We start from the raw sequence: 17,944 nt of genomic DNA, 5'->3' as shown, positions 1-17,944 counted from the left end.
CATCTACAAAAAGAGAGCACAGATGAAAATCACCAAACTCACCACCTTCATCGTTCCGCCGCGCTGGTGCTTCCTCAAGATCGAAACCGACGAGGGCGTGACCGGTTGGGGCGAGCCCGTGGTTGAAGGCCGCGCCCATACGGTTGCCGCAGCGGTTGAGGAATTGTCCGACTACCTGATCGGCAAAGACCCACGCAATATCGAAGATATCTGGACGGTGCTCTACCGTGGCGGTTTCTACCGGGGTGGTGCGATCCACATGAGCGCGCTGGCCGGTATTGATCAGGCGCTGTGGGACATCAAGGGCAAGGCGCTGGGTGTGTCTGTCAGCGATCTGCTCGGTGGCCAGGTGCGGGACAAGATTCGTGTTTACTCATGGATTGGCGGCGACCGTCCAGCGGACACCGCGCGCGCTGCGAAAGAAGCGGTCGAGCGTGGTTTCACCGCCGTGAAAATGAACGGCACTGAAGAACTGCAATTCCTCGATTCCTTCGAGAAAGTCGACCTGGCCTTGGCCAACGTCGCTGCCGTACGCGATGCGGTGGGGCCGAACGTCGGTATCGGCGTGGACTTCCATGGCCGGGTGCACAAACCCATGGCCAAGGTCCTGATGAAGGAACTCGACCCCTACAAACTGATGTTCATCGAAGAGCCGGTGCTCAGCGAAAACTACGAAGCGCTGAAGGAACTGGCACCGCTGACCAGCACGCCGATTGCCCTGGGTGAGCGGTTGTTCTCCCGTTGGGATTTCAAGCGTGTACTCAGCGAGGGCTATGTCGACATCATCCAGCCCGACGCCTCCCACGCCGGCGGCATCACCGAAACCCGCAAGATCGCCAACATGGCCGAAGCCTACGACGTAGCGCTGGCGTTGCATTGCCCGCTGGGCCCGATTGCGCTGGCCGCCTGCCTGCAACTGGATGCGGTTTGCTACAACGCGTTCATCCAGGAACAGAGCCTGGGCATCCACTACAACGAAAGCAACGACCTGCTGGACTACGTCAAGGACCCTCGGGTGTTCGACTACGACAAAGGCTTCGTGAAAATCCCGAACGGCCCGGGCCTGGGCATCGAGATCAACGAGGAATACGTGATCGAACGCGCGGCCGTCGGCCACCGCTGGCGCAACCCGATCTGGCGCCATGCCGATGGCAGTTTTGCCGAGTGGTGATCGTCCTCTGACCCACCGCAAATCCCCTGTAGGAGCCAGCCTGCTGGCGATATGGTCAGCACAGCCAGCATTTATGGCGACTGACACGCCGCTATCGCCAGCAGGCTGGCTCCCACAGTTTGATCTCCATGGACAGGAGATCCGCGAACACCAGTCTTCAATTCGACCTCAATAAACATAATAAGAGGCACTCCCCATGCAACCGCAAACCCTTACCGGGCAGGCGTCGTTGGTGGCACCCAGCCGCAAGCGCTTTTTCATCATGGTGCTGCTGTTCATCACGGTGGTGATCAACTACCTGGACCGCAGCAACCTGTCGATTGCCGCCCCGGCGCTGACCAGCGAACTGGGCATCGATCCGATTCATGTCGGGCTGATCTTCTCCGCCTTCGGCTGGACCTACGCGGCCATGCAGATCCCCGGCGGCTGGCTGGTGGATCGTGTGCCGCCGCGCATTCTTTACAGCGTCGCGCTGTTGTTGTGGTCGATCGCCACGGTGATGCTCGGTTTCGCCGCCAGCTTCATTGCGCTTTTCGTCCTGCGCATGGCCGTTGGTGCACTGGAAGCGCCGGCGTATCCCATCAACAGCCGTGTGGTGACCACCTGGTTTCCGGAGCGCGAGCGCGCCACGGCTATCGGTTTCTACACCTCGGGGCAGTTCGTGGGGTTGGCCTTTCTGACGCCGGTACTGGCCTGGCTGCAGCATCAATATGGCTGGCACATGGTGTTTGTCAGCACGGGTGCGGTGGGCATTCTGTGGGCCGTGATCTGGTACGCCGTGTATCGCGAACCTCGGGACTTCAAAGGCGCCAACGCAGCCGAAATCGACCTGATCCGCGAGGGCGGCGGGCTGGTGGATATCCAGGCTGAGCAAGCCAAGGTCAAGGCGAAATTCAGTTGGGTCGACCTCGGCATTGTCCTGACCAAACGCAAGCTCTGGGGCATTTACCTCGGTCAGTTCTGCCTCAACTCGACGCTGTGGTTTTTCCTGACCTGGTTCCCGACGTACCTGGTGAAGTATCGCGGCATGGACTTCATCAAGTCCGGCCTGTTGGCGTCGCTGCCGTTTCTCGCCGCCTTCGTGGGTGTGCTGTGTTCCGGGTTCTTTTCCGACTTTCTGATCCGTCGTGGCTACACGGTCGGGTTCGCCCGCAAGTTGCCGATCATCGGTGGGCTGCTGATCTCCACCTCGATCATCGGCGCCAACTTCGTCGAGTCCACACCGCTGGTGATTGCCTTCCTGGCGCTCGCGTTTTTCGGTAACGGACTGGCGTCGATCACCTGGTCGCTGGTGTCGACATTGGCCCCGGCGCGGTTACTTGGATTGACCGGAGGGGTGTTCAATTTCATCGGCAATCTGTCGGCGATTACCACGCCGATCGTCATCGGTTTCCTGGCGACGGGTGACTCATTTGCGCCGGCCATTACCTACATCTCGGTGCTGGCATTGATCGGGGCGCTTTCCTACGTGCTGCTGGTGGGTAAGGTCGAGCGTATCGAGTTGTAGTCCCAAGCATGGGGCGACCATAATGCCACCCGTTCACTCGCTCAACGGTAAAGGCTGGATATGCAGGAAGACGCCCCAAAAATCGCCAAGGACGCCGCACCGACCGGCACCCAGACCCTGCTTCGTGGTTTGGGTGTGGTTCAGGCCGTGGCCAGCGGTGCCCGTGATCTCAAGGAAATTGCCCGGTTGATCGGCACGACGCGAAGCACCACTCACCGCCTGGCCAGTTGCCTGGTGGACGAGCGCTATCTGCGCGTGGTGCCGCAAGTCGGTTATCTGTTGGGGCCGAAGCTCATCGAACTGGGCTTTCAGGCGCGTGAGGAATTGCCGCTGGTAACCCTGGCGGGGCCTTATCTGGATGAGTTGTCGGCGCTGACGGGCGACACCATTCACCTGGCGATTCGCGAAGGTGACGAGGTGCTGTACCTGCACAAGAATCCGGGGCGCAACGGCCCGGAAATGCGCTCACGGGTCGGCCACCGAATGCCGTTGGCACGCACCGGGATTGGCAAGGCGCTGATGCTCGATGACACGCAGCAGGAATGGCAGCGGCTGTACGAAGTCAGCTTGCCGGCGGGTGGGAAGAATCTGTTTTGGCCGCAGCACCCCGAGCAGTCCTGGGAGCAGTTTCAGCAGCGCATGGTCGAGTACGTGGCGGGCGGTTACGCCTTTGACCTGGAAGACAACGAACCGTCGATTCGCTGCGTGGCGGCACCGATCCGTGATGCCAGCCGGCGCATCGTCGCCGGTATCAGCATCGCCAGCACCGTGCCATACATGCCGCTGGAAAAAATGGCCGAGCTGATTCCCCTGATCAAAGGGGTCACAGCAAGGCTTTCGGCAGAACTTGGCGCGAAGGTTTAGACCTTCAAGGTCGCCATGTCGATGACGAACCGGTACTTCACATCACCGGCAATCATGCGGGCGTATGCCTCGTTGATCTGACGGATGTCGAGCATTTCGATGTCGCAGGTGATGTTGTGCTCGGCGCAGAAATCCAGCACTTCCTGGGTTTCTGCGATGCCACCGATCAGGGAACCGGCCAACACACGGCGGCTCATCACCAACTTGCCCGCATGAACCGGTGGATCGACCGGTTCGATCAAGCCCACCAGGATGTGCACGCCGTCGAAACGCAGGGTGTCGAGGTAGGGATTGAGGTCGTGCTGGACCGGAATGGTGTCGAGCAGGAAGTCGAAATGTCCGGCTGCGGCCTTCATCTGTTCAGCATCGGTGGACACGATCACATGGTCCGCGCCTTGGCGACGACCTTCCTCGGCCTTGCTCGCCGAGCGTGTGAACAGCGTCACTTCGGCGCCCATGGCCTTGGCGAACTTGATGCCCATGTGGCCGAGCCCGCCCATGCCGAGGATACCCACCTTGTCGCCCGCCTTGACGCCGTAGTGCTTGAGCGGCGAGTAGGTGGTGATACCGGCACAGAGAATTGGCGCGGCGCTGGCCAGATCGAGTTTTTCCGGGATGCGCACGACGAAGTGTTCGCTGACCACGATGCTGTCCGAATAGCCGCCCATGGTGTTGCTGCCATCGACACGGTCAGGCGTGGCGTAGGTCATGGTCGGGCCTTCGAGGCAATACTGCTCGAGGTTCGACTGACAGGCTTCGCAAGTGCGGCACGAATCGACCATGCAGCCGACACCGACCAGGTCGCCGATTTTGTGCCGGGTGACGTTTGCACCTATGGCAGTGACTTTGCCCACGATCTCGTGGCCGGGCATCAGCGGGTAAACCGCAATGCCCCATTCGTTGCGGGCCTGGTGGATGTCTGAATGGCACACGCCGCAGTAAAGAATATCGATGGCAACGTCATCAGCGCGGGGGCTGCGGCGTTCGAATTTCACGGGGGCGAGGGGAGTGGTGGCCGATTGGGCGGCATAACCGATGGCGGTGTACATAAGAAACCTCGCAGAAGCAGTGACGGGTGAGGTGGCGCATTTTGGGCGTCCTCTGTTCGCCCGGCCATGGCGATTCCTCCGCGTGTCATGCCTAATCCTCCGACATGCGCCGTTGATTGGTCATATTGGTTTGCAGACCTGCGATGATGGTTTCATCCCGTTTTCCGCCACTTTTTCTGTGAAGAGCTTTCCATGTTGTTGACCCGCCATCTCGATGCCAATGCCACGCTGGTTTCTCTGGTCCAGCCACTGACGACCCGCGACGGCTTCGCACCGACAGCGTTGCCCGGCGTGCAGGTGCTGCGTGCCAGCTGCGATGTCGCCCGTGGTCCACAGATTTATGAACCCAGCCTGGTCATCATCGCTCAGGGCAGCAAACTGGCGTATCTGGGGCCGCGGCGGCTGGAGTACGGCGCCGGCCATTATCTGATTCAGGCTCTGCCGGTACCTTTCGAATGCGAAACCTTTGCGGCGCCAGATGGGCCGATGTTGGGCGTGTCCATCGCGATTGACCGCGTGTTGCTGGGTGAGTTGGTGTTGGCCATGGGATTGGCACCGGGGCGTCATATTCCGGCGCAAACACCAGAATCCATGACCTCGGCGGTACTGGACGACGCGATGCGCGGCTGCGTGGAACGGTTGTTGCGCTGCCTGCACGATCCGCTGGAATGCCAGATCATGGGCCAGGCCCGTTTGCGTGAGTTGTTGTTCGTTGCCTTGCGTGGACCGCAGGCCGATGTGTTGCGGGCATTGGTGGAGCAGCAAGGTCAGTTCGCGCGGATTGCCGCCTCGCTTAACCACCTGCATGGTCATTACACCGAGCCATTGAATGTGGAGACGCTGGCGAGTTGCGCGAACATGAGTGCGTCGACTTTTCATGAGCATTTCAAACGCAGCACGTTGTTATCGCCGGTGCAGTACCTGAAGCGCTTGCGGTTGCTCAAGGCGCAGGCGTTGCTGGTGACCGAGGGGTTGGGCGTGGCGCAGGTCGCGCATCGTGTGGGTTATCAGAGCACGTCGCAGTTCAGCCGCGAGTACAAGCGCTACTTCGAGCGCAGTCCCGGCGACGAACGCGCCGCCTGAGTGGCAATGGTTTCTCTGTAGGCGTGTGGCTTGAATCCCGGGCAACAAAAAGGCCCCCGTTTCGGGAGCCTTGATGTTCAGGCGTTCGACTTACATGTTCGGGTAAGTCGGGCCGCCAGCGCCTTCCGGCGCCACCCAGGTGATGTTCTGCGCAGGGTCCTTGATGTCGCAGGTCTTGCAGTGAACGCAGTTCTGGGCGTTGATCTGGAAGCGCTTCTCGCCGTCTTCCTTGGTCACCACTTCGTACACGCCGGCCGGGCAGTAACGCTGGGCAGGCTCATCGTACAGCGGCAGGTTCTTGGCGATCGGGATGCTCGGATCGGTCAGCTTCAGATGGCAAGGCTGTTCTTCTTCGTGGTTGGTACCCGAGATGAACACCGAGCTCAATTTGTCGAAGCTGATCTTGCCGTCCGGTTTCGGGTAGTCGATCTTCTTGCAGTCAGCCGCGAGCTTGAGGCAAGCGTAGTCCGGCTTGGTGTCGTGCAAGGTGAACGGCAGTTTGCCGCCAAAGATGTTCTGGTCCAGCCAGTTGAAACCACCGCCGACGATCGCGCCGAACTTGTGGATCGCTGGGCCGAAGTTGCGGCTGGCGAACAATTCGTCGTAGAGCCAGCTCTTCTTGAACGCGTCCACATAAGTGGTCAGTTCTTCGGTGCCATCCTTCTCGGCGAACAGCGCTTCGGCCACGGATTCAGCGGCGAGCATGCCGGACTTCATCGCGGTGTGGCTGCCTTTGATCTTGGCGAAGTTCAGGGTGCCGAGGTCGCAACCGATCAGCGCGCCGCCCTTGAAGACCATTTTCGGCAGTGAGTTCAGGCCGCCTTTGCAGATAGCGCGGGCGCCGTAGCTGATGCGCTTGCCGCCTTCCAGGTACTGTTTGAGTACCGGGTGATGCTTGAGGCGCTGGAATTCGTCGAACGGCGACAGGTAGGTGTTGCTGTAGGACAGGTCGACGATCAGGCCGACAACCACCTGGTTGTTTTCCAGGTGATAAAGGAACGAGCCGCCGGTGTTCTCGCTGCCCATGATATCTAGTGGCCAGCCGGCGGTGTGGACCACCAGGCCTGGCTGATGTTTGGCCGGGTCGATTTCCCAGATTTCCTTCAGGCCGATGCCGTAGTGCTGGGCGTCGGCATCGCTGTCGAGGTTGAAGCGCTTGATCAACTGCTTGCCAATGTGACCACGGCAGCCTTCGGCGAACAGCGTGTACTTGCCACGCAGTTCCATGCCCGGCGTGTACAAGCCTTCTTTAGGGTGACCTTCGCGGTCGACACCCAGGTCACCAGTGATGATCCCGCGGACCACACCGTTTTCGTCGATCAATGCTTCTTGAGCCGCGAAGCCCGGGTAGATTTCCACGCCCAGGTTCTCCGCCTGCTGGGCGAGCCAGCGGCACAGGTTGCCCAGGGAGATGATGTAGTTGCCTTCGTTGTGCATGGTCTTGGGCACAAAGAGGTCAGGAATTTTCTGCGCGCTGTCGGCGTTCTTGAGGACGAAAATGTCATCGCGAGTCACCGGTGTGTTCAGCGGAGCGCCCAGTTCTTTCCAGTCCGGGAACAATTCGTTCAGGGCGCGTGGTTCGAACACGGCACCGGAGAGGATGTGAGCACCGACTTCGGAGCCTTTTTCGACCACGCAGACGCTGATTTCCTTACCGGCTTCAGCGGCCTTCTGCTTCAATCGGCAGGCAGCGGAAAGACCAGCGGGGCCGGCACCGACGATGACGACGTCGAATTCCATGTATTCGCGTTCCACAGGTTATCTCCTACTCAAGGCTCAACAGTTTTTTTTCTAATTGGAGTTTTGGTGTCGCATCCACAAATTCCTCGCAACGCGCGGAACGGACAATCGATTGACCACCTTTCTCTCTGGGTGGCGCATTATATCTACACCACTCCTAGCGTCCAATACAAACGTTTGTTTGAATTGGCTCAAAGCCAGAGAAATCAAAGTCACGCGCCGCATGAACGGCAGTTTTGGCGTATTGACCGGAATAGGTGTTCCGGTCAAGATACGGTCGGTTTTGCGCTCGCCGTAGGCTGACTGTTGGTTTCAAGAGCACCTCTAAAGACAGGGCGATGGCAGTAGAAGGTGATGCGCAGCGCTGCTTTGGCGCGCAGTTTACACGCCGCGATAATGAATGACTCGTCGGTCACCGCTGACGAACGGTCATCTTCATCATGAGCGATGGTCACTTGCTACTTTTGCCGGCGTTTTTGGAGGTGCCCTTGCGCCCGATGAGCATCAACCGCCAGGTTCGCCTAGGCGACTTTCTTTTCACCGGAGAGTAACGAGGAATCCATGAAGGTTCTTGTAGCTGTCAAACGCGTTGTTGATTACAACGTCAAGGTTCGCGTCAAGGCGGACAATTCCGGCGTCGATCTTGCCAACGTCAAGATGTCGATGAACCCGTTCTGCGAGATCGCCGTTGAAGAAGCCGTACGCCTGAAAGAGAAAGGTGTTGCGACTGAAATCGTCGTTGTCTCCGTCGGCCCGTCCACCGCTCAAGAGCAACTGCGCACCGCGCTGGCTCTGGGTGCCGACCGCGCCATCCTCGTCGAATCCGCCGAAGATCTGACTTCCCTGGCCGTTGCCAAACTGTTGAAAGCTGTTGTCGACAAGGAACAGCCTCAGCTGGTGATCCTTGGCAAACAAGCCATCGACAGCGACAACAACCAGACTGGCCAGATGCTCGCTGCATTGAGCGGCTACGGTCAGGGCACGTTCGCGTCGAAAGTCGAAATCAGCGGCGACACCGTGGCTGTAACTCGCGAAATCGACGGCGGCGCGCAGACAGTTTCCCTGAAGCTGCCGGCCATCGTCACCACCGACCTGCGTTTGAACGAGCCGCGCTACGCGTCTCTGCCAAACATCATGAAAGCCAAGAAGAAGCCTCTCGAAGTGCTGACTCCGGACGCTTTGGGCGTTTCCACCGCCTCCACCAACAAGACCGTGAAAGTCGAAGCGCCTGCTGCACGCAGCGCGGGTATCAAGGTCAAGTCGGTGGCTGAACTGGTCGAGAAACTGAAAAACGAAGCGAAGGTAATCTAAATGACTATCTTGGTTATTGCTGAACACGACAACAAAGTGCTGGCTCCGGCCACGCTGAACACCGTTGCTGCTGCTGCCAAAATCGGCGGCGACATCCACGTGCTGGTTGCAGGTCAGGGCGCTGGCGCCGTGGCTGAAGCCGCTGCACAAGTGGCTGGCGTGGCGAAAGTGCTGGTAGCCGACAACGCTGCCTACGCTCACCAGCTGCCGGAAAACGTCGCTCCTCTGGTCGCAGAGTTGGGCAAGGGCTACAGCCACATCCTGGCTGCCGCCACTTCCAACGGCAAAAACATCCTGCCGCGCGTTGCCGCTGCACTGGACGTTGACCAGATCTCCGAGATCATCTCGGTAGAAAGCGCCGACACCTTCAAGCGTCCGATCTACGCCGGTAACGCCATTGCTACCGTTCAATCGAACGCTGCGGTCAAAGTGATCACTGTGCGTGCCACCGGTTTCGACCCGGTAGCTGCGACCGGTGGTTCGGCTGCCGTTGAAGCCGTTGCTGCTGCTCACGACGCTGGCCTCTCCAGCTTCGTTGGCGAAGAGCTGGCTAAATCGGATCGTCCGGAACTGACCGCTGCCAAGATCGTCGTTTCCGGCGGCCGCGGCATGCAGAACGGCGACAACTTCAAACACCTGTACACCCTGGCCGACAAGCTGGGCGCTGCCGTGGGTGCTTCCCGCGCCGCGGTCGACGCAGGTTTTGTGCCGAACGACATGCAGGTCGGTCAGACCGGCAAGATCGTTGCTCCACAGCTGTACATCGCCGTCGGTATCTCCGGCGCGATTCAGCACCTGGCTGGCATGAAAGACTCCAAAGTGATCGTTGCGATCAACAAGGACGAAGAAGCACCGATCTTCCAGGTTGCCGATTACGGCCTGGTAGCGGACTTGTTCGAAGCCATCCCGGAGTTGGAGAAGCTGGTCTAATCCAGCCGCTTCACTTATAAAGAGCCCGACCTTTTGGTCGGGTTTTTTTTTGTTTTTTTGTAGGAGCGAGCTTGCTCGCGATGGACGTTAACGATGACGCGTGCGTTCTGGCTAAACGCGGTGCAGTTGAGATCATCGCGAGCAAGCTCGCTCCTACAGGTTATGTAACCGGGTTCAGGGGAGTGTACCGTCATGGATTTACGCCGCATGTGCAGTTGGTCAATGCTGTTGGGCCTGATGGCGTTGCCGACGCTGTCCTTGGCGGCAGGCAAGTGCGAGCGCCTGGTGGTGACCGGTAGCCCCGACGCGCCCCCGTACCTGTGGCAGGACCCGCAAAACCCCAAGCACCTGATCGGCGCCAGTGCGGACCTGTTACAGCACGTAGCCGCAGAACTGGGGATCAAGGTCGACCTGCTGTACGCCGGTAAACGCTCCCAAGCCCTGGACGAAGTGCGCAGCGGGCGCATGGATATGTTGGCCGATGCTCCGTTGACGCTCAGCGAGCTGGAATCGCTGGATTACATTCATCCTCCGCTGCTGGAAAACGATTACCTCGTCTGGACCCGAAAAGACTCGGTACTGGTCTACAACGAAGCGCAAGACCTGCACGGGCATCCCGGCGCACTGTCTGAAAAGTCGCGTCTGACACCGCAGTTCGGCACCTTCGCCGAACAGCAATTAAGCCTCACACGCACGCCCAACCTGACCCAGGCTTTTCAAAAACTGCTGTTGGGTGAAGTGGAGTTCGTGCTGGCGGGACGTTACTCGGGCATGGCCGCCGCGCAGTCGTTAAGCATGGCCAATGACCTCATCGCGCGTGCGCAGCCGGTCGACAAACCGGGGCTGTATCTGGCGGTTTCCCATAACTCCGCCTGCAACGATCCGTGGTTGCGCGGACAGTTGGCCAAAAAGATGACAGAATTGCCCGCGTCCGGACTGACGGAAGCCGCGTTGCAACGCAATATCGAGCGTTGGAAACAGCAGCAGCAACAACCCGCCAGTACCCCAAAACAGTAGGGATTTTTAGTGAGTATTCGACCTATTTTCGCTGCCCTGGCCGTTCTGGCTCTGGCGGGTTGTGCAGCCGATCCTGCGCCGAATGAACAACTGCGTCTGACGGAACAAGCGCTTGAACAAGCCAAGGCTGTGGGTGCTACCGCCGACGATGTGCCGGAAATGAAATTGGCCGAAGACAAGTACAACCGTGCCAAGGGCAGCATGAACGACCAATCCTTCAAGAATGCGCGCATGCGAGCCGAGCAGGCTGAGCTGGACGCACGTCTGGCCGAAGCACGTGTGCTGACCCTCAAGAGCGAGGAGCAGTTGAACGTCCTCAATACCCGCATCACTCGACTGCGCAAGCAACTGGGAGATGCCCAATGAGCCTTAAATCCAAAGCCTTTGGTGGCGTGATCCTGGCAAGTTGTGCAGGTCTCTTTGGGTGTGCCGGTCAGCACAGCGACGCTGCGTTGCAGCAGGCGGGGACCGACTTTCAGAAGGTGAAGGAAGATTCCAACGTGTTGCGCATCGCGCCCAAGGACGTGATCCGTGCGGGCGAGTCGCTGGCGCGCGCTGACCGTCTTTCCAGCTATTGGGGGAGCGGTTCGGATGTGCTGCATTACGCCTACCTGAGTCAGCGCTACAGCGAAATCGCTCGTGAGCACACCAATAAAGTGCTCAATGAAGAGAGTGCCGCGAAGCTGGAGCTCGAGCGTCAGCGCCTGCAGTTGGCCCTGCGCGAATCCAAGTTGCTCAGCGTGCAGCAGCAGGGCAAGTGGCTGGAAGAACAGATTGTTGCGCTGGCAACCACCCAGACCGACCGTGGTCTGGTGATGACCTTGGGTGACGTACTGTTCGACACGGGTGAAGCGGAATTGAAGAGTTCGGCAAACCGGGTGGTGTTGAAGATTGTGCAGTTTCTGCAGCTCAATCCGAAGCGCGTAGTACGCATCGAAGGCTATACCGACAGCACCGGCGGCAAGCAGGAAAATCTCAAGTTGTCCCGTGACCGCGCGCAATCGGTGGCGGACGTGCTGATGGACCTGGGCATCGACGACAAGCGAATTCAGGTCGAGGGCTATGGCGATGAATACCCGGTGGACGTGAATGCCACCGAACGGGGCCGTGCACAGAACCGTCGGGTGGAAATTGTGTTCTCCGACGAAAAAGGCCAACTCGGCGCCGCCCGATAGGGTTGCGTAGTTGGAAAGCCCGGCCTGCTCGACAGTGCCGGGTTTTTTTATGCCTGCCAACCAGCCCTCAAAACAGTACAGTTTTTGCTGACACTGCACTGTATGGTCGACTATTGTGGCAACTGTCCCAGTACACTTCTAAACTGTTCCGGTATGTTTCACACAAGAATAAAATGCCCGTGAAATCGAGTGTCGCGTCATGACCAATCTCCTGCTTTACCAACGTATTGCTCAACAGCTGGCCGAGGACATCCGCCGCGGTGTCTATCAACCGGGGGAGCGCGTGCCTTCGGTGCGCAAGATGAGCTCGCAGCTCAACGTCAGCCACGCCACGGTGTTGCAGGCCTACGCCAATCTCGAAGACCAGGGGCTGATTCGTGCCCGGCCGCAGTCTGGCTACTACGTGCACCAGACTCCCGCCCTGACCGCGCCGACACCAGACATCGCCCGGGTCGAGCGCCCCGGACTGGTGACGCGCAGCAGCATCATTCAGCAGGTCTTGGTCGAGTCGCGTCGTGAAGGCGTTTTTCCCTTGGGCGCCGCCGTGCCGAGTGTCGATTACCTGCCTGTGCGTGCGCTGCATCAGCAACTGGCCAAGGTCACTCGCTTCCATAGCCCGCGCGCCTTCAGCTACATGTTCAGCCCGGGTTTCGAACCGTTGCGCCGGCAAGTCGCGATTCGCATGCGTGATGCGGGTGTGGTGGTCGATCCATCTGAAGTGGTCATTACTCACGGCTGCGTCGATGCCCTGCAGATGTCCTTGCGCGTTCTGACCCGACCGGGCGATCTGATCGCCGCCGAATCGCCGACTTACTACGGTTTGCTCCAACTGGCCGATCTTCTGGGCCTCAAGGTCATCGAGATTCCCAGCGATCCGGCCACCGGAATGAGCCTCGAAGCCTTGCAACTGGCGGCCAACCAGTGGTCGATCAAGGCATTGGTATTGACCACTCGTCTGAGCAATCCCTTGGGCGGCACCATGCCCGAAGAGCGCCAGAAGCAATTGCTGCGCCTGGCATCGGACTTCGATATCCAGATCGTCGAAGACGATATTTACGGCGAACTGATGTTCGAACAAGGTCGCACCAAATCGCTCAAGGCCTATGACCGGCTGGACCGGGTGATCTATTGCTCAAGCTTCTCCAAAACCTTGTCGCCCGGCGTGCGGATCGGCTGGATGATTGCGGGCAAGTATCAGCAGGAAATCCAGCGTTTGCAGACCTTCAGCACCCATTCAGCGTGCAGTGTCACGCAAATGGGCATTGCTGCTTATCTGGAAAACGGCGGCTACGACAGGCATCTGCGTTACATCCGCCAGGAGTACCGCAAGAACCTCAGCGCTTTCCAACTGGCGGTTCAGCAGCATTTCCCCGAAGGCACACAGATGACCCGGCCTACCGGTGGTTTCATCCTGTGGGTGAGTCTGCCGGGACGCGTCAACACCCAGGAACTGCATGTGCGAGCGTTGCAGCAAGGTATCAGCATTGCTCCGGGGCTGATTTTCAGTAACACCGAGCAGTTCAACCACTGCATTCGACTGAACTGCGGAATCCCCTGGAACCGTGAGGCCGAGCGTGCCCTGATGACGCTGGGCATGCTTGCCACCCAGCTTTGCCAGGAAATGGGCGCCGGTATTTGACGGGGAAATTTGACGGGGAGGGCAGGTAATTCCTGCCCGTGCTTGTCTTGTGGTCTTCAACAGGCGAGCATATGGCCCTCTGCCCTGAGTGCCGTTGGGTCCATGAAACAGTTTTTCCCCGCTGCCTGTCTTTCGATCTTCCTGCTGATGACTGTTCAAGAAAGCGTCATGGCGGCTTCCGTTCAGGAAAACCCGACGGCAAGCGCTCGCGAGAAGAAAACGACACCCGCGAAAAAAACAGCGGCGGCCCAAAGCAAACAGGCGGTAGTAAAAAAACGCCCGCCGGTTGCTTCCAAGTCGAAATCCGCCAGTGAGATCGCAAAAACCCCACTACCGGCGGCCAAGCTCGATTTAAGCTTGCCCAAAGACATGGTCGAAGAGCTTGACCCGATCGGTACGGTGCCATTGCCCCGGCACGATGAACTGCTGCCACAAATGTTCGGGGACAAGGCCGGTAGCAGTCCTTTTCAGCTTAACGGACGTCTGCTCAACAATGAAATGCAGTTGCAACTGCGCAATGAAGAGCGCCGCGACGTCGAAGGCGCTGCCCTGGACTTCGAGTTCAAACAGTAAAATCCCTGATACGTGACTCACAAGCCGGACGCTTTGTCGGAGACTGGTCAGTCACACCTGTCTCATCGTAAAAACCTGCGCCCGTGTAATTTAAAACAACTGTTTAAGCGGTTACTCTGTGTCCCGTCCTTTTCATACATCGCCCGTCGCGAGGAGCTTGTCGTCATGAAATGCCGTGAGGGCTGTGGCGCCTGTTGCATTGCCCCTTCAATCAGCTCACCGATTCCCGGTATGCCCAATGGCAAACCCGCGGGAGAACGTTGCCTGCAACTGTCGGTCGAAAACCTGTGCAACATTTTCGGCAAACCGGAGCGTCCTGCGGTTTGTTCGGCGTTTGATGCCGACCCCGAGATCTGTGGCAACAGCAGCGAAGAAGCGATCAACCTGATTGGCTGGTGGGAGCAAATGACGGCGGCGTGATGTGTTTGACGAACGGAACTTCAACAATAAGGAATAAGACTATGGGTTCGCTGCATCGTATGGCTGTGCTGTGTGGGTTAACGGTTTTTCTGGCGACATCGGCACACGCCGAGGACTGGAAAGTTGCCAAGAACGAGGACGGGATCAAGGTGTCCCTCAGTGAAGTGGCCGGTTCCGACTACAAGGCCTACCAGGGTGTGACCCTGATGAAGACCACCATGGCCAAACTGCGCGCATTGCAGGAAGACGTACCGGGTGCCTGTGCCTGGATTCATGAATGCAAGATGCAGAAATTGCTCAAGCACGAAGGCGATCAAAGCTGGACCTACACGCAATTCAATACGCCATGGCCTGTCACCCCGCGTGATTCGGTCATGCATGTCACCACGACCCAAGGCGCTGATGGCAGCCTGACCCGCAAGCTTGAGAGCGTGCCGACGTACCTGCCTGAAGAGAAAGGTTTTGTGCGGGTCGCCAAGGTTGAAGGCTTCTGGAAATTCGTGCCCAAGGGCGATCAGATCGAAGTGATCTACCAGGTTCACACCGAGCCGGGCGGCAGCGTGCCGTCAATGGTGGCTAACAAGTTTGTGGTGGATGCGCCGTTCAATACGTTGAAAGCCCTGAAAGAACGCGCCGAGAAGTAATTGCATCGCTCGTGAAAAAACGCCCCGACTGGTTTGGGGCGTTTTTTATCAAGCCACAGCGCAGCCGAACGCAGGCTTCGCCAGCTGCTACAGAGTTTGCGTTGTCGATGAGGCGGCTCAGCTCGACGGTATTACCACAAAGAGCCTTTATTTTGTTTCCGGATATGCGTTGCACGAAATTTTCACAAAGCCTCCAAGACAATCCGCCCGCGCCAATACCGAACAGTAATCAATGGCAATGCTGCGGGTGATCGTGCAACATTTGCGCACCGCGCAAGCCCCGGGGCCAGTTCCTGGCCAACAGAGGGCAAGGCGCCGCTGTATTTTTGAAACTTCAACTTCCAATGGGTCCTAAAACGACATGGCAAACCCGGACGCCCTGAAACAGCAGCGAGCTTCTAGTCGCCTGCTGCAACCGACCGTCAAATCGCATCTGGCCTACACGCTGCTGTGCGCTTTGATCATGATGGTCATGTTCAGCCTGCTGCGCCTCGCGCTGCTGGTCTACAACAGCGAGATGATCCTCGATACCCCGGCCTCGACCTTCGTGGAAGCGTTCGTCAATGGCCTGCGTTTCGACCTGCGCCTCGTGGTCTACCTCAGCATTCCGCTGGTGCTGGCGCTGTTCAGTGTCCGTGCCATGGCCGCCCGCGGCTTCTTCCGTTTCTGGCTGACCGTTGCTTCGAGCATCGCGTTGTTCCTCGGCCTGATGGAGATGGATTTCTACCGCGAGTTTCACCAGCGCCTCAACGGTTTGGTGTTCCAATACGTGAAAGAAGACCCGAAAACCGTGACGAGCATGCTCTGGTACGGTTTCCCGGTCGTTCGTTACCTGTTGGCGTGGGTCGCAGGCACCATCATCCTGACCCTCGCGTTCAAGGGTGCCGACCGTGCCACTCGTCCACGTGGGCCGTTCAGCGGTGGCACCATCAGCACTCGCCAGGTCGCTCCGTGGTACACGCGCATTGCCGTGTTCGTGTTTTGCCTGCTGATCTGCGTGGTCGCAGCGCGTGGCACGCTGCGCCAAGGGCCGCCGCTGCGCTGGGGTGATGTCTACACCACCGACTCGAACTTCGCCAACCAGCTGGGCATTAACGGCACACTGTCGCTGATCGCTGCAGCCAAGAGCCGCATGTCCGAAGACCGCGACAACATCTGGAAGGCCACGCTGCCACAGCCTGAAGCCCAGAAGATTGTGCGTGACATGCTGGTGATGCAGGACGACAAACTGGTCGATGCCGACACCGCCGCCGTGCGTCGTGATTACACGCCGCCCGCTGACAAGACCTTGCCGATCAAGAACGTCGTCGTGATCCTGATGGAAAGCATGGCCGGTCACTCGGTCGGCGCATTGGGCGCCTCGGGCAACATTACGCCGTACCTCGACAAACTGTCGAAGGAAGGCCTGTTGTTCGATCGCTTCTTCTCCAACGGCACGCACACCCACCAGGGTATGTTCGCCACGATGGCCTGCTTCCCGAACCTGCCAGGCTTCGAATACCTGATGCAGACGCCTGAAGGCAGCCACAAATTGTCCGGCCTGCCGCAATTGCTCAGTGCCCGTGACTATGACGATGTCTATGTCTACAACGGCGACTTCGCCTGGGATAACCAGTCGGGCTTCTTCAGCAGCCAGGGCATGACCAACTTCATCGGTCGCAATGATTACGTGAACCCGGTGTTCTCCGATCCGACCTGGGGCGTGTCCGACCAGGACATGTTCGACCGTGGTCTGATCGAGCTCAAGGGCCGGGAAAACGGCAAGCCGTTCTATGCATTGCTGCAAACCCTGTCCAACCACACGCCTTACGCTTTGCCGACGCCATTGCCGGTGGAGCGTGTGACCGATCGTGGCAGCCTGAACGAGCATTTGACGGCCATGCGATATGCCGATTGGGCACTGGGTCAATTCTTTGAGAAAGCGCGTAAAGAGCCTTACTTCAAGGAAACCCTGTTCGTCATCGTGGGCGACCACGGCTTTGGTAACGAGCGTCAGATCACCGAAATGGACCTGGGCCGCTTCAACGTGCCGATGCTGCTGATCGCACCGGGCATCCAGGAAAAATTCGGCGAGCGCGACCACACCGTGGGCACCCAGATCGATATCGTGCCGACCATCATGGGGCGGATCGGCGGCGAAGTACGCCATCAGTGCTGGGGACGTGACTTGCTGAACCTACCTGCAGGCGACACCGGTTTCGGTGTGATCAAGCCGTCGGGTAGTGAGCAGACCACCGCCATCATCACGGCCGATCAGATCCTGGTCCTGCCGAAGGAGAAGGAAATGGCGCCGAAGGTTTACCGGTACGAGCTGGGCGCATCGCCTCGTGCGGAAGTAATTCCGGACGCACCGCGTACCGCTGAACTCAAGCAGAAACTGGAAGCATTCCTGCAGACGGCGACCAAAAGCCTGATCGACAACACCGCCGGTGTCGTTGACGGCAAGCCGGACTAACTGTTCAGGCAATAAAAAAGAGGCCCTTTTTCAAGGGCCTCTTTTTTTGTTCGCTAATTCTTTATATCTTGCCAAGTAACAGCAGGATCAACAGCACCACCAACACCACGCCGATGATACCCGACGGGCCATAACCCCAACTTCTGGAGTGTGGGAAGACCGGTAAACCGCCTACCAGCAGAAGGATCAGAATAACGATAAGAATAGTGCCCATTGTCTATTTCCTTGTTGGAAGTGTTCCGGAATGACCTAGCTTTAACTGTCAGCTGGAATGCAATAAATCCGAGCTGCTTAAAAGATCCGACTCTGGCGTGTGAGAGAAAATTCCAACTTTTTTTAATGTTTTTCGAAGACAGGCTTATTTCT

The 17,944-nt window shown here is 58.5% G+C and carries 17 protein-coding genes; 14 read left to right on the top strand and 3 right to left on the bottom strand.

Annotated features, from left to right (window positions below):
* The first annotated feature begins 22 nt into the window (after nucleotides 1-22).
* The 3 genes from dgoD to AC3ZVB_RS08560 all read left to right on the top strand — a co-directional run bounded on the left by dgoD (nucleotide 23) and on the right by AC3ZVB_RS08560 (nucleotide 3,542).
* Nucleotides 23-1,171, top strand: a complete 1,149-nt coding sequence (dgoD, locus tag AC3ZVB_RS08570; RefSeq protein ID WP_090186690.1) for a galactonate dehydratase — start codon at nucleotides 23-25, stop codon at nucleotides 1,169-1,171.
* A 196-nt stretch (nucleotides 1,172-1,367) separates the two neighbouring features.
* Nucleotides 1,368-2,678 carry an MFS transporter gene (locus AC3ZVB_RS08565; protein ID WP_194692999.1) on the top strand — a complete coding sequence of 437 codons (1,311 nt, stop codon included), beginning with the start codon at nucleotides 1,368-1,370 and terminating at the stop codon, nucleotides 2,676-2,678.
* A 60-nt stretch (nucleotides 2,679-2,738) separates the two neighbouring features.
* Nucleotides 2,739-3,542 carry an IclR family transcriptional regulator gene (locus AC3ZVB_RS08560; protein WP_490146299.1) on the top strand — a complete coding sequence of 268 codons (804 nt, stop codon included), beginning with the start codon at nucleotides 2,739-2,741 and terminating at the stop codon, nucleotides 3,540-3,542.
* Here the strand turns inward: AC3ZVB_RS08560 and AC3ZVB_RS08555 are convergent.
* Complete coding sequence (locus AC3ZVB_RS08555) at nucleotides 3,539-4,591, bottom strand: NAD(P)-dependent alcohol dehydrogenase (protein WP_194692998.1); 1,053 nt, start codon at nucleotides 4,589-4,591, stop codon at nucleotides 3,539-3,541. The genes AC3ZVB_RS08560 and AC3ZVB_RS08555 overlap by 4 nt on opposite strands.
* 192 nt (nucleotides 4,592-4,783) lie before the next feature.
* Here AC3ZVB_RS08555 and AC3ZVB_RS08550 point away from each other — a divergent pair, with 192 nt between their 5' ends.
* The gene (locus AC3ZVB_RS08550; RefSeq protein WP_162436396.1) at nucleotides 4,784-5,674 is read left to right on the top strand and encodes an AraC family transcriptional regulator; all 891 of its coding nucleotides are present in this window, start codon (nucleotides 4,784-4,786) and stop codon (nucleotides 5,672-5,674) included.
* A 90-nt stretch (nucleotides 5,675-5,764) separates the two neighbouring features.
* Here the strand turns inward: AC3ZVB_RS08550 and AC3ZVB_RS08545 are convergent, their stop codons facing one another.
* Complete coding sequence (locus AC3ZVB_RS08545) at nucleotides 5,765-7,429, bottom strand: electron transfer flavoprotein-ubiquinone oxidoreductase (protein WP_490146298.1); 1,665 nt, start codon at nucleotides 7,427-7,429, stop codon at nucleotides 5,765-5,767.
* Nucleotides 7,430-7,975: 546 nt separating this feature from the next.
* On the opposite strand from AC3ZVB_RS08545, the gene AC3ZVB_RS08540 reads away from it, so the two are divergent.
* The 10 genes from AC3ZVB_RS08540 to AC3ZVB_RS08495 all read left to right on the top strand — a co-directional run bounded on the left by AC3ZVB_RS08540 (nucleotide 7,976) and on the right by AC3ZVB_RS08495 (nucleotide 17,578).
* Nucleotides 7,976-8,725: an electron transfer flavoprotein subunit beta/FixA family protein gene (locus AC3ZVB_RS08540; RefSeq protein ID WP_162436394.1), complete on the top strand. Its 750-nt coding sequence runs from the start codon at nucleotides 7,976-7,978 to the stop codon at nucleotides 8,723-8,725.
* On the top strand, nucleotides 8,726-9,655 hold the full coding sequence (locus AC3ZVB_RS08535) for an electron transfer flavoprotein subunit alpha/FixB family protein (RefSeq protein WP_490146297.1): 930 nt from the start codon (nucleotides 8,726-8,728) through the stop codon (nucleotides 9,653-9,655).
* Nucleotides 9,656-9,847: 192 nt separating this feature from the next.
* The gene (locus AC3ZVB_RS08530) at nucleotides 9,848-10,672 is read left to right on the top strand and encodes a substrate-binding periplasmic protein (RefSeq protein WP_490146296.1); all 825 of its coding nucleotides are present in this window, start codon (nucleotides 9,848-9,850) and stop codon (nucleotides 10,670-10,672) included.
* 9 nt (nucleotides 10,673-10,681) lie between these two features.
* Entirely contained in the window at nucleotides 10,682-11,038 is a 357-nt protein-coding gene (locus AC3ZVB_RS08525) for a DUF4398 domain-containing protein (protein ID WP_490146295.1), read from the top strand.
* Nucleotides 11,035-11,847, top strand: a complete 813-nt coding sequence (locus AC3ZVB_RS08520; protein ID WP_490146294.1) for an OmpA family protein — start codon at nucleotides 11,035-11,037, stop codon at nucleotides 11,845-11,847. The genes AC3ZVB_RS08525 and AC3ZVB_RS08520 overlap by 4 nt, the downstream gene beginning before the upstream one ends.
* A gap of 199 nt (nucleotides 11,848-12,046) precedes the next feature.
* Nucleotides 12,047-13,486, top strand: coding sequence for an aminotransferase-like domain-containing protein (locus tag AC3ZVB_RS08515; RefSeq protein WP_162436389.1), 1,440 nt, complete (start codon nucleotides 12,047-12,049; stop codon nucleotides 13,484-13,486).
* A gap of 102 nt (nucleotides 13,487-13,588) precedes the next feature.
* The gene (locus AC3ZVB_RS08510; protein ID WP_162436388.1) at nucleotides 13,589-14,059 is read left to right on the top strand and encodes a translation initiation factor 2; all 471 of its coding nucleotides are present in this window, start codon (nucleotides 13,589-13,591) and stop codon (nucleotides 14,057-14,059) included.
* Between the two features lie 165 nt (nucleotides 14,060-14,224).
* A complete protein-coding gene (locus tag AC3ZVB_RS08505) occupies nucleotides 14,225-14,479 on the top strand; it encodes a YkgJ family cysteine cluster protein (RefSeq protein WP_194692993.1) in 255 nt (84 codons plus the stop codon).
* 41 nt (nucleotides 14,480-14,520) lie between these two features.
* On the top strand, nucleotides 14,521-15,123 hold the full coding sequence (locus AC3ZVB_RS08500; RefSeq protein ID WP_490146293.1) for an START domain-containing protein: 603 nt from the start codon (nucleotides 14,521-14,523) through the stop codon (nucleotides 15,121-15,123).
* Between the two features lie 361 nt (nucleotides 15,124-15,484).
* Nucleotides 15,485-17,578, top strand: a complete 2,094-nt coding sequence (locus AC3ZVB_RS08495; RefSeq protein ID WP_490146292.1) for an LTA synthase family protein — start codon at nucleotides 15,485-15,487, stop codon at nucleotides 17,576-17,578.
* A 61-nt stretch (nucleotides 17,579-17,639) separates the two neighbouring features.
* Here AC3ZVB_RS08495 and AC3ZVB_RS08490 read toward each other — a convergent pair whose 3' ends face one another.
* Nucleotides 17,640-17,792 (bottom strand): DUF3309 family protein, encoded by a 153-nt coding sequence (locus AC3ZVB_RS08490; protein WP_010461760.1) that lies wholly within the window; start codon nucleotides 17,790-17,792, stop codon nucleotides 17,640-17,642.
* Between the last annotated feature and the right edge of the window lie 152 nt (nucleotides 17,793-17,944).

The organism is Pseudomonas sp. MDV22-iso1 (genome assembly GCF_058145095.1).
This window is presented reverse-complemented; position numbering and strand designations above follow the sequence as displayed.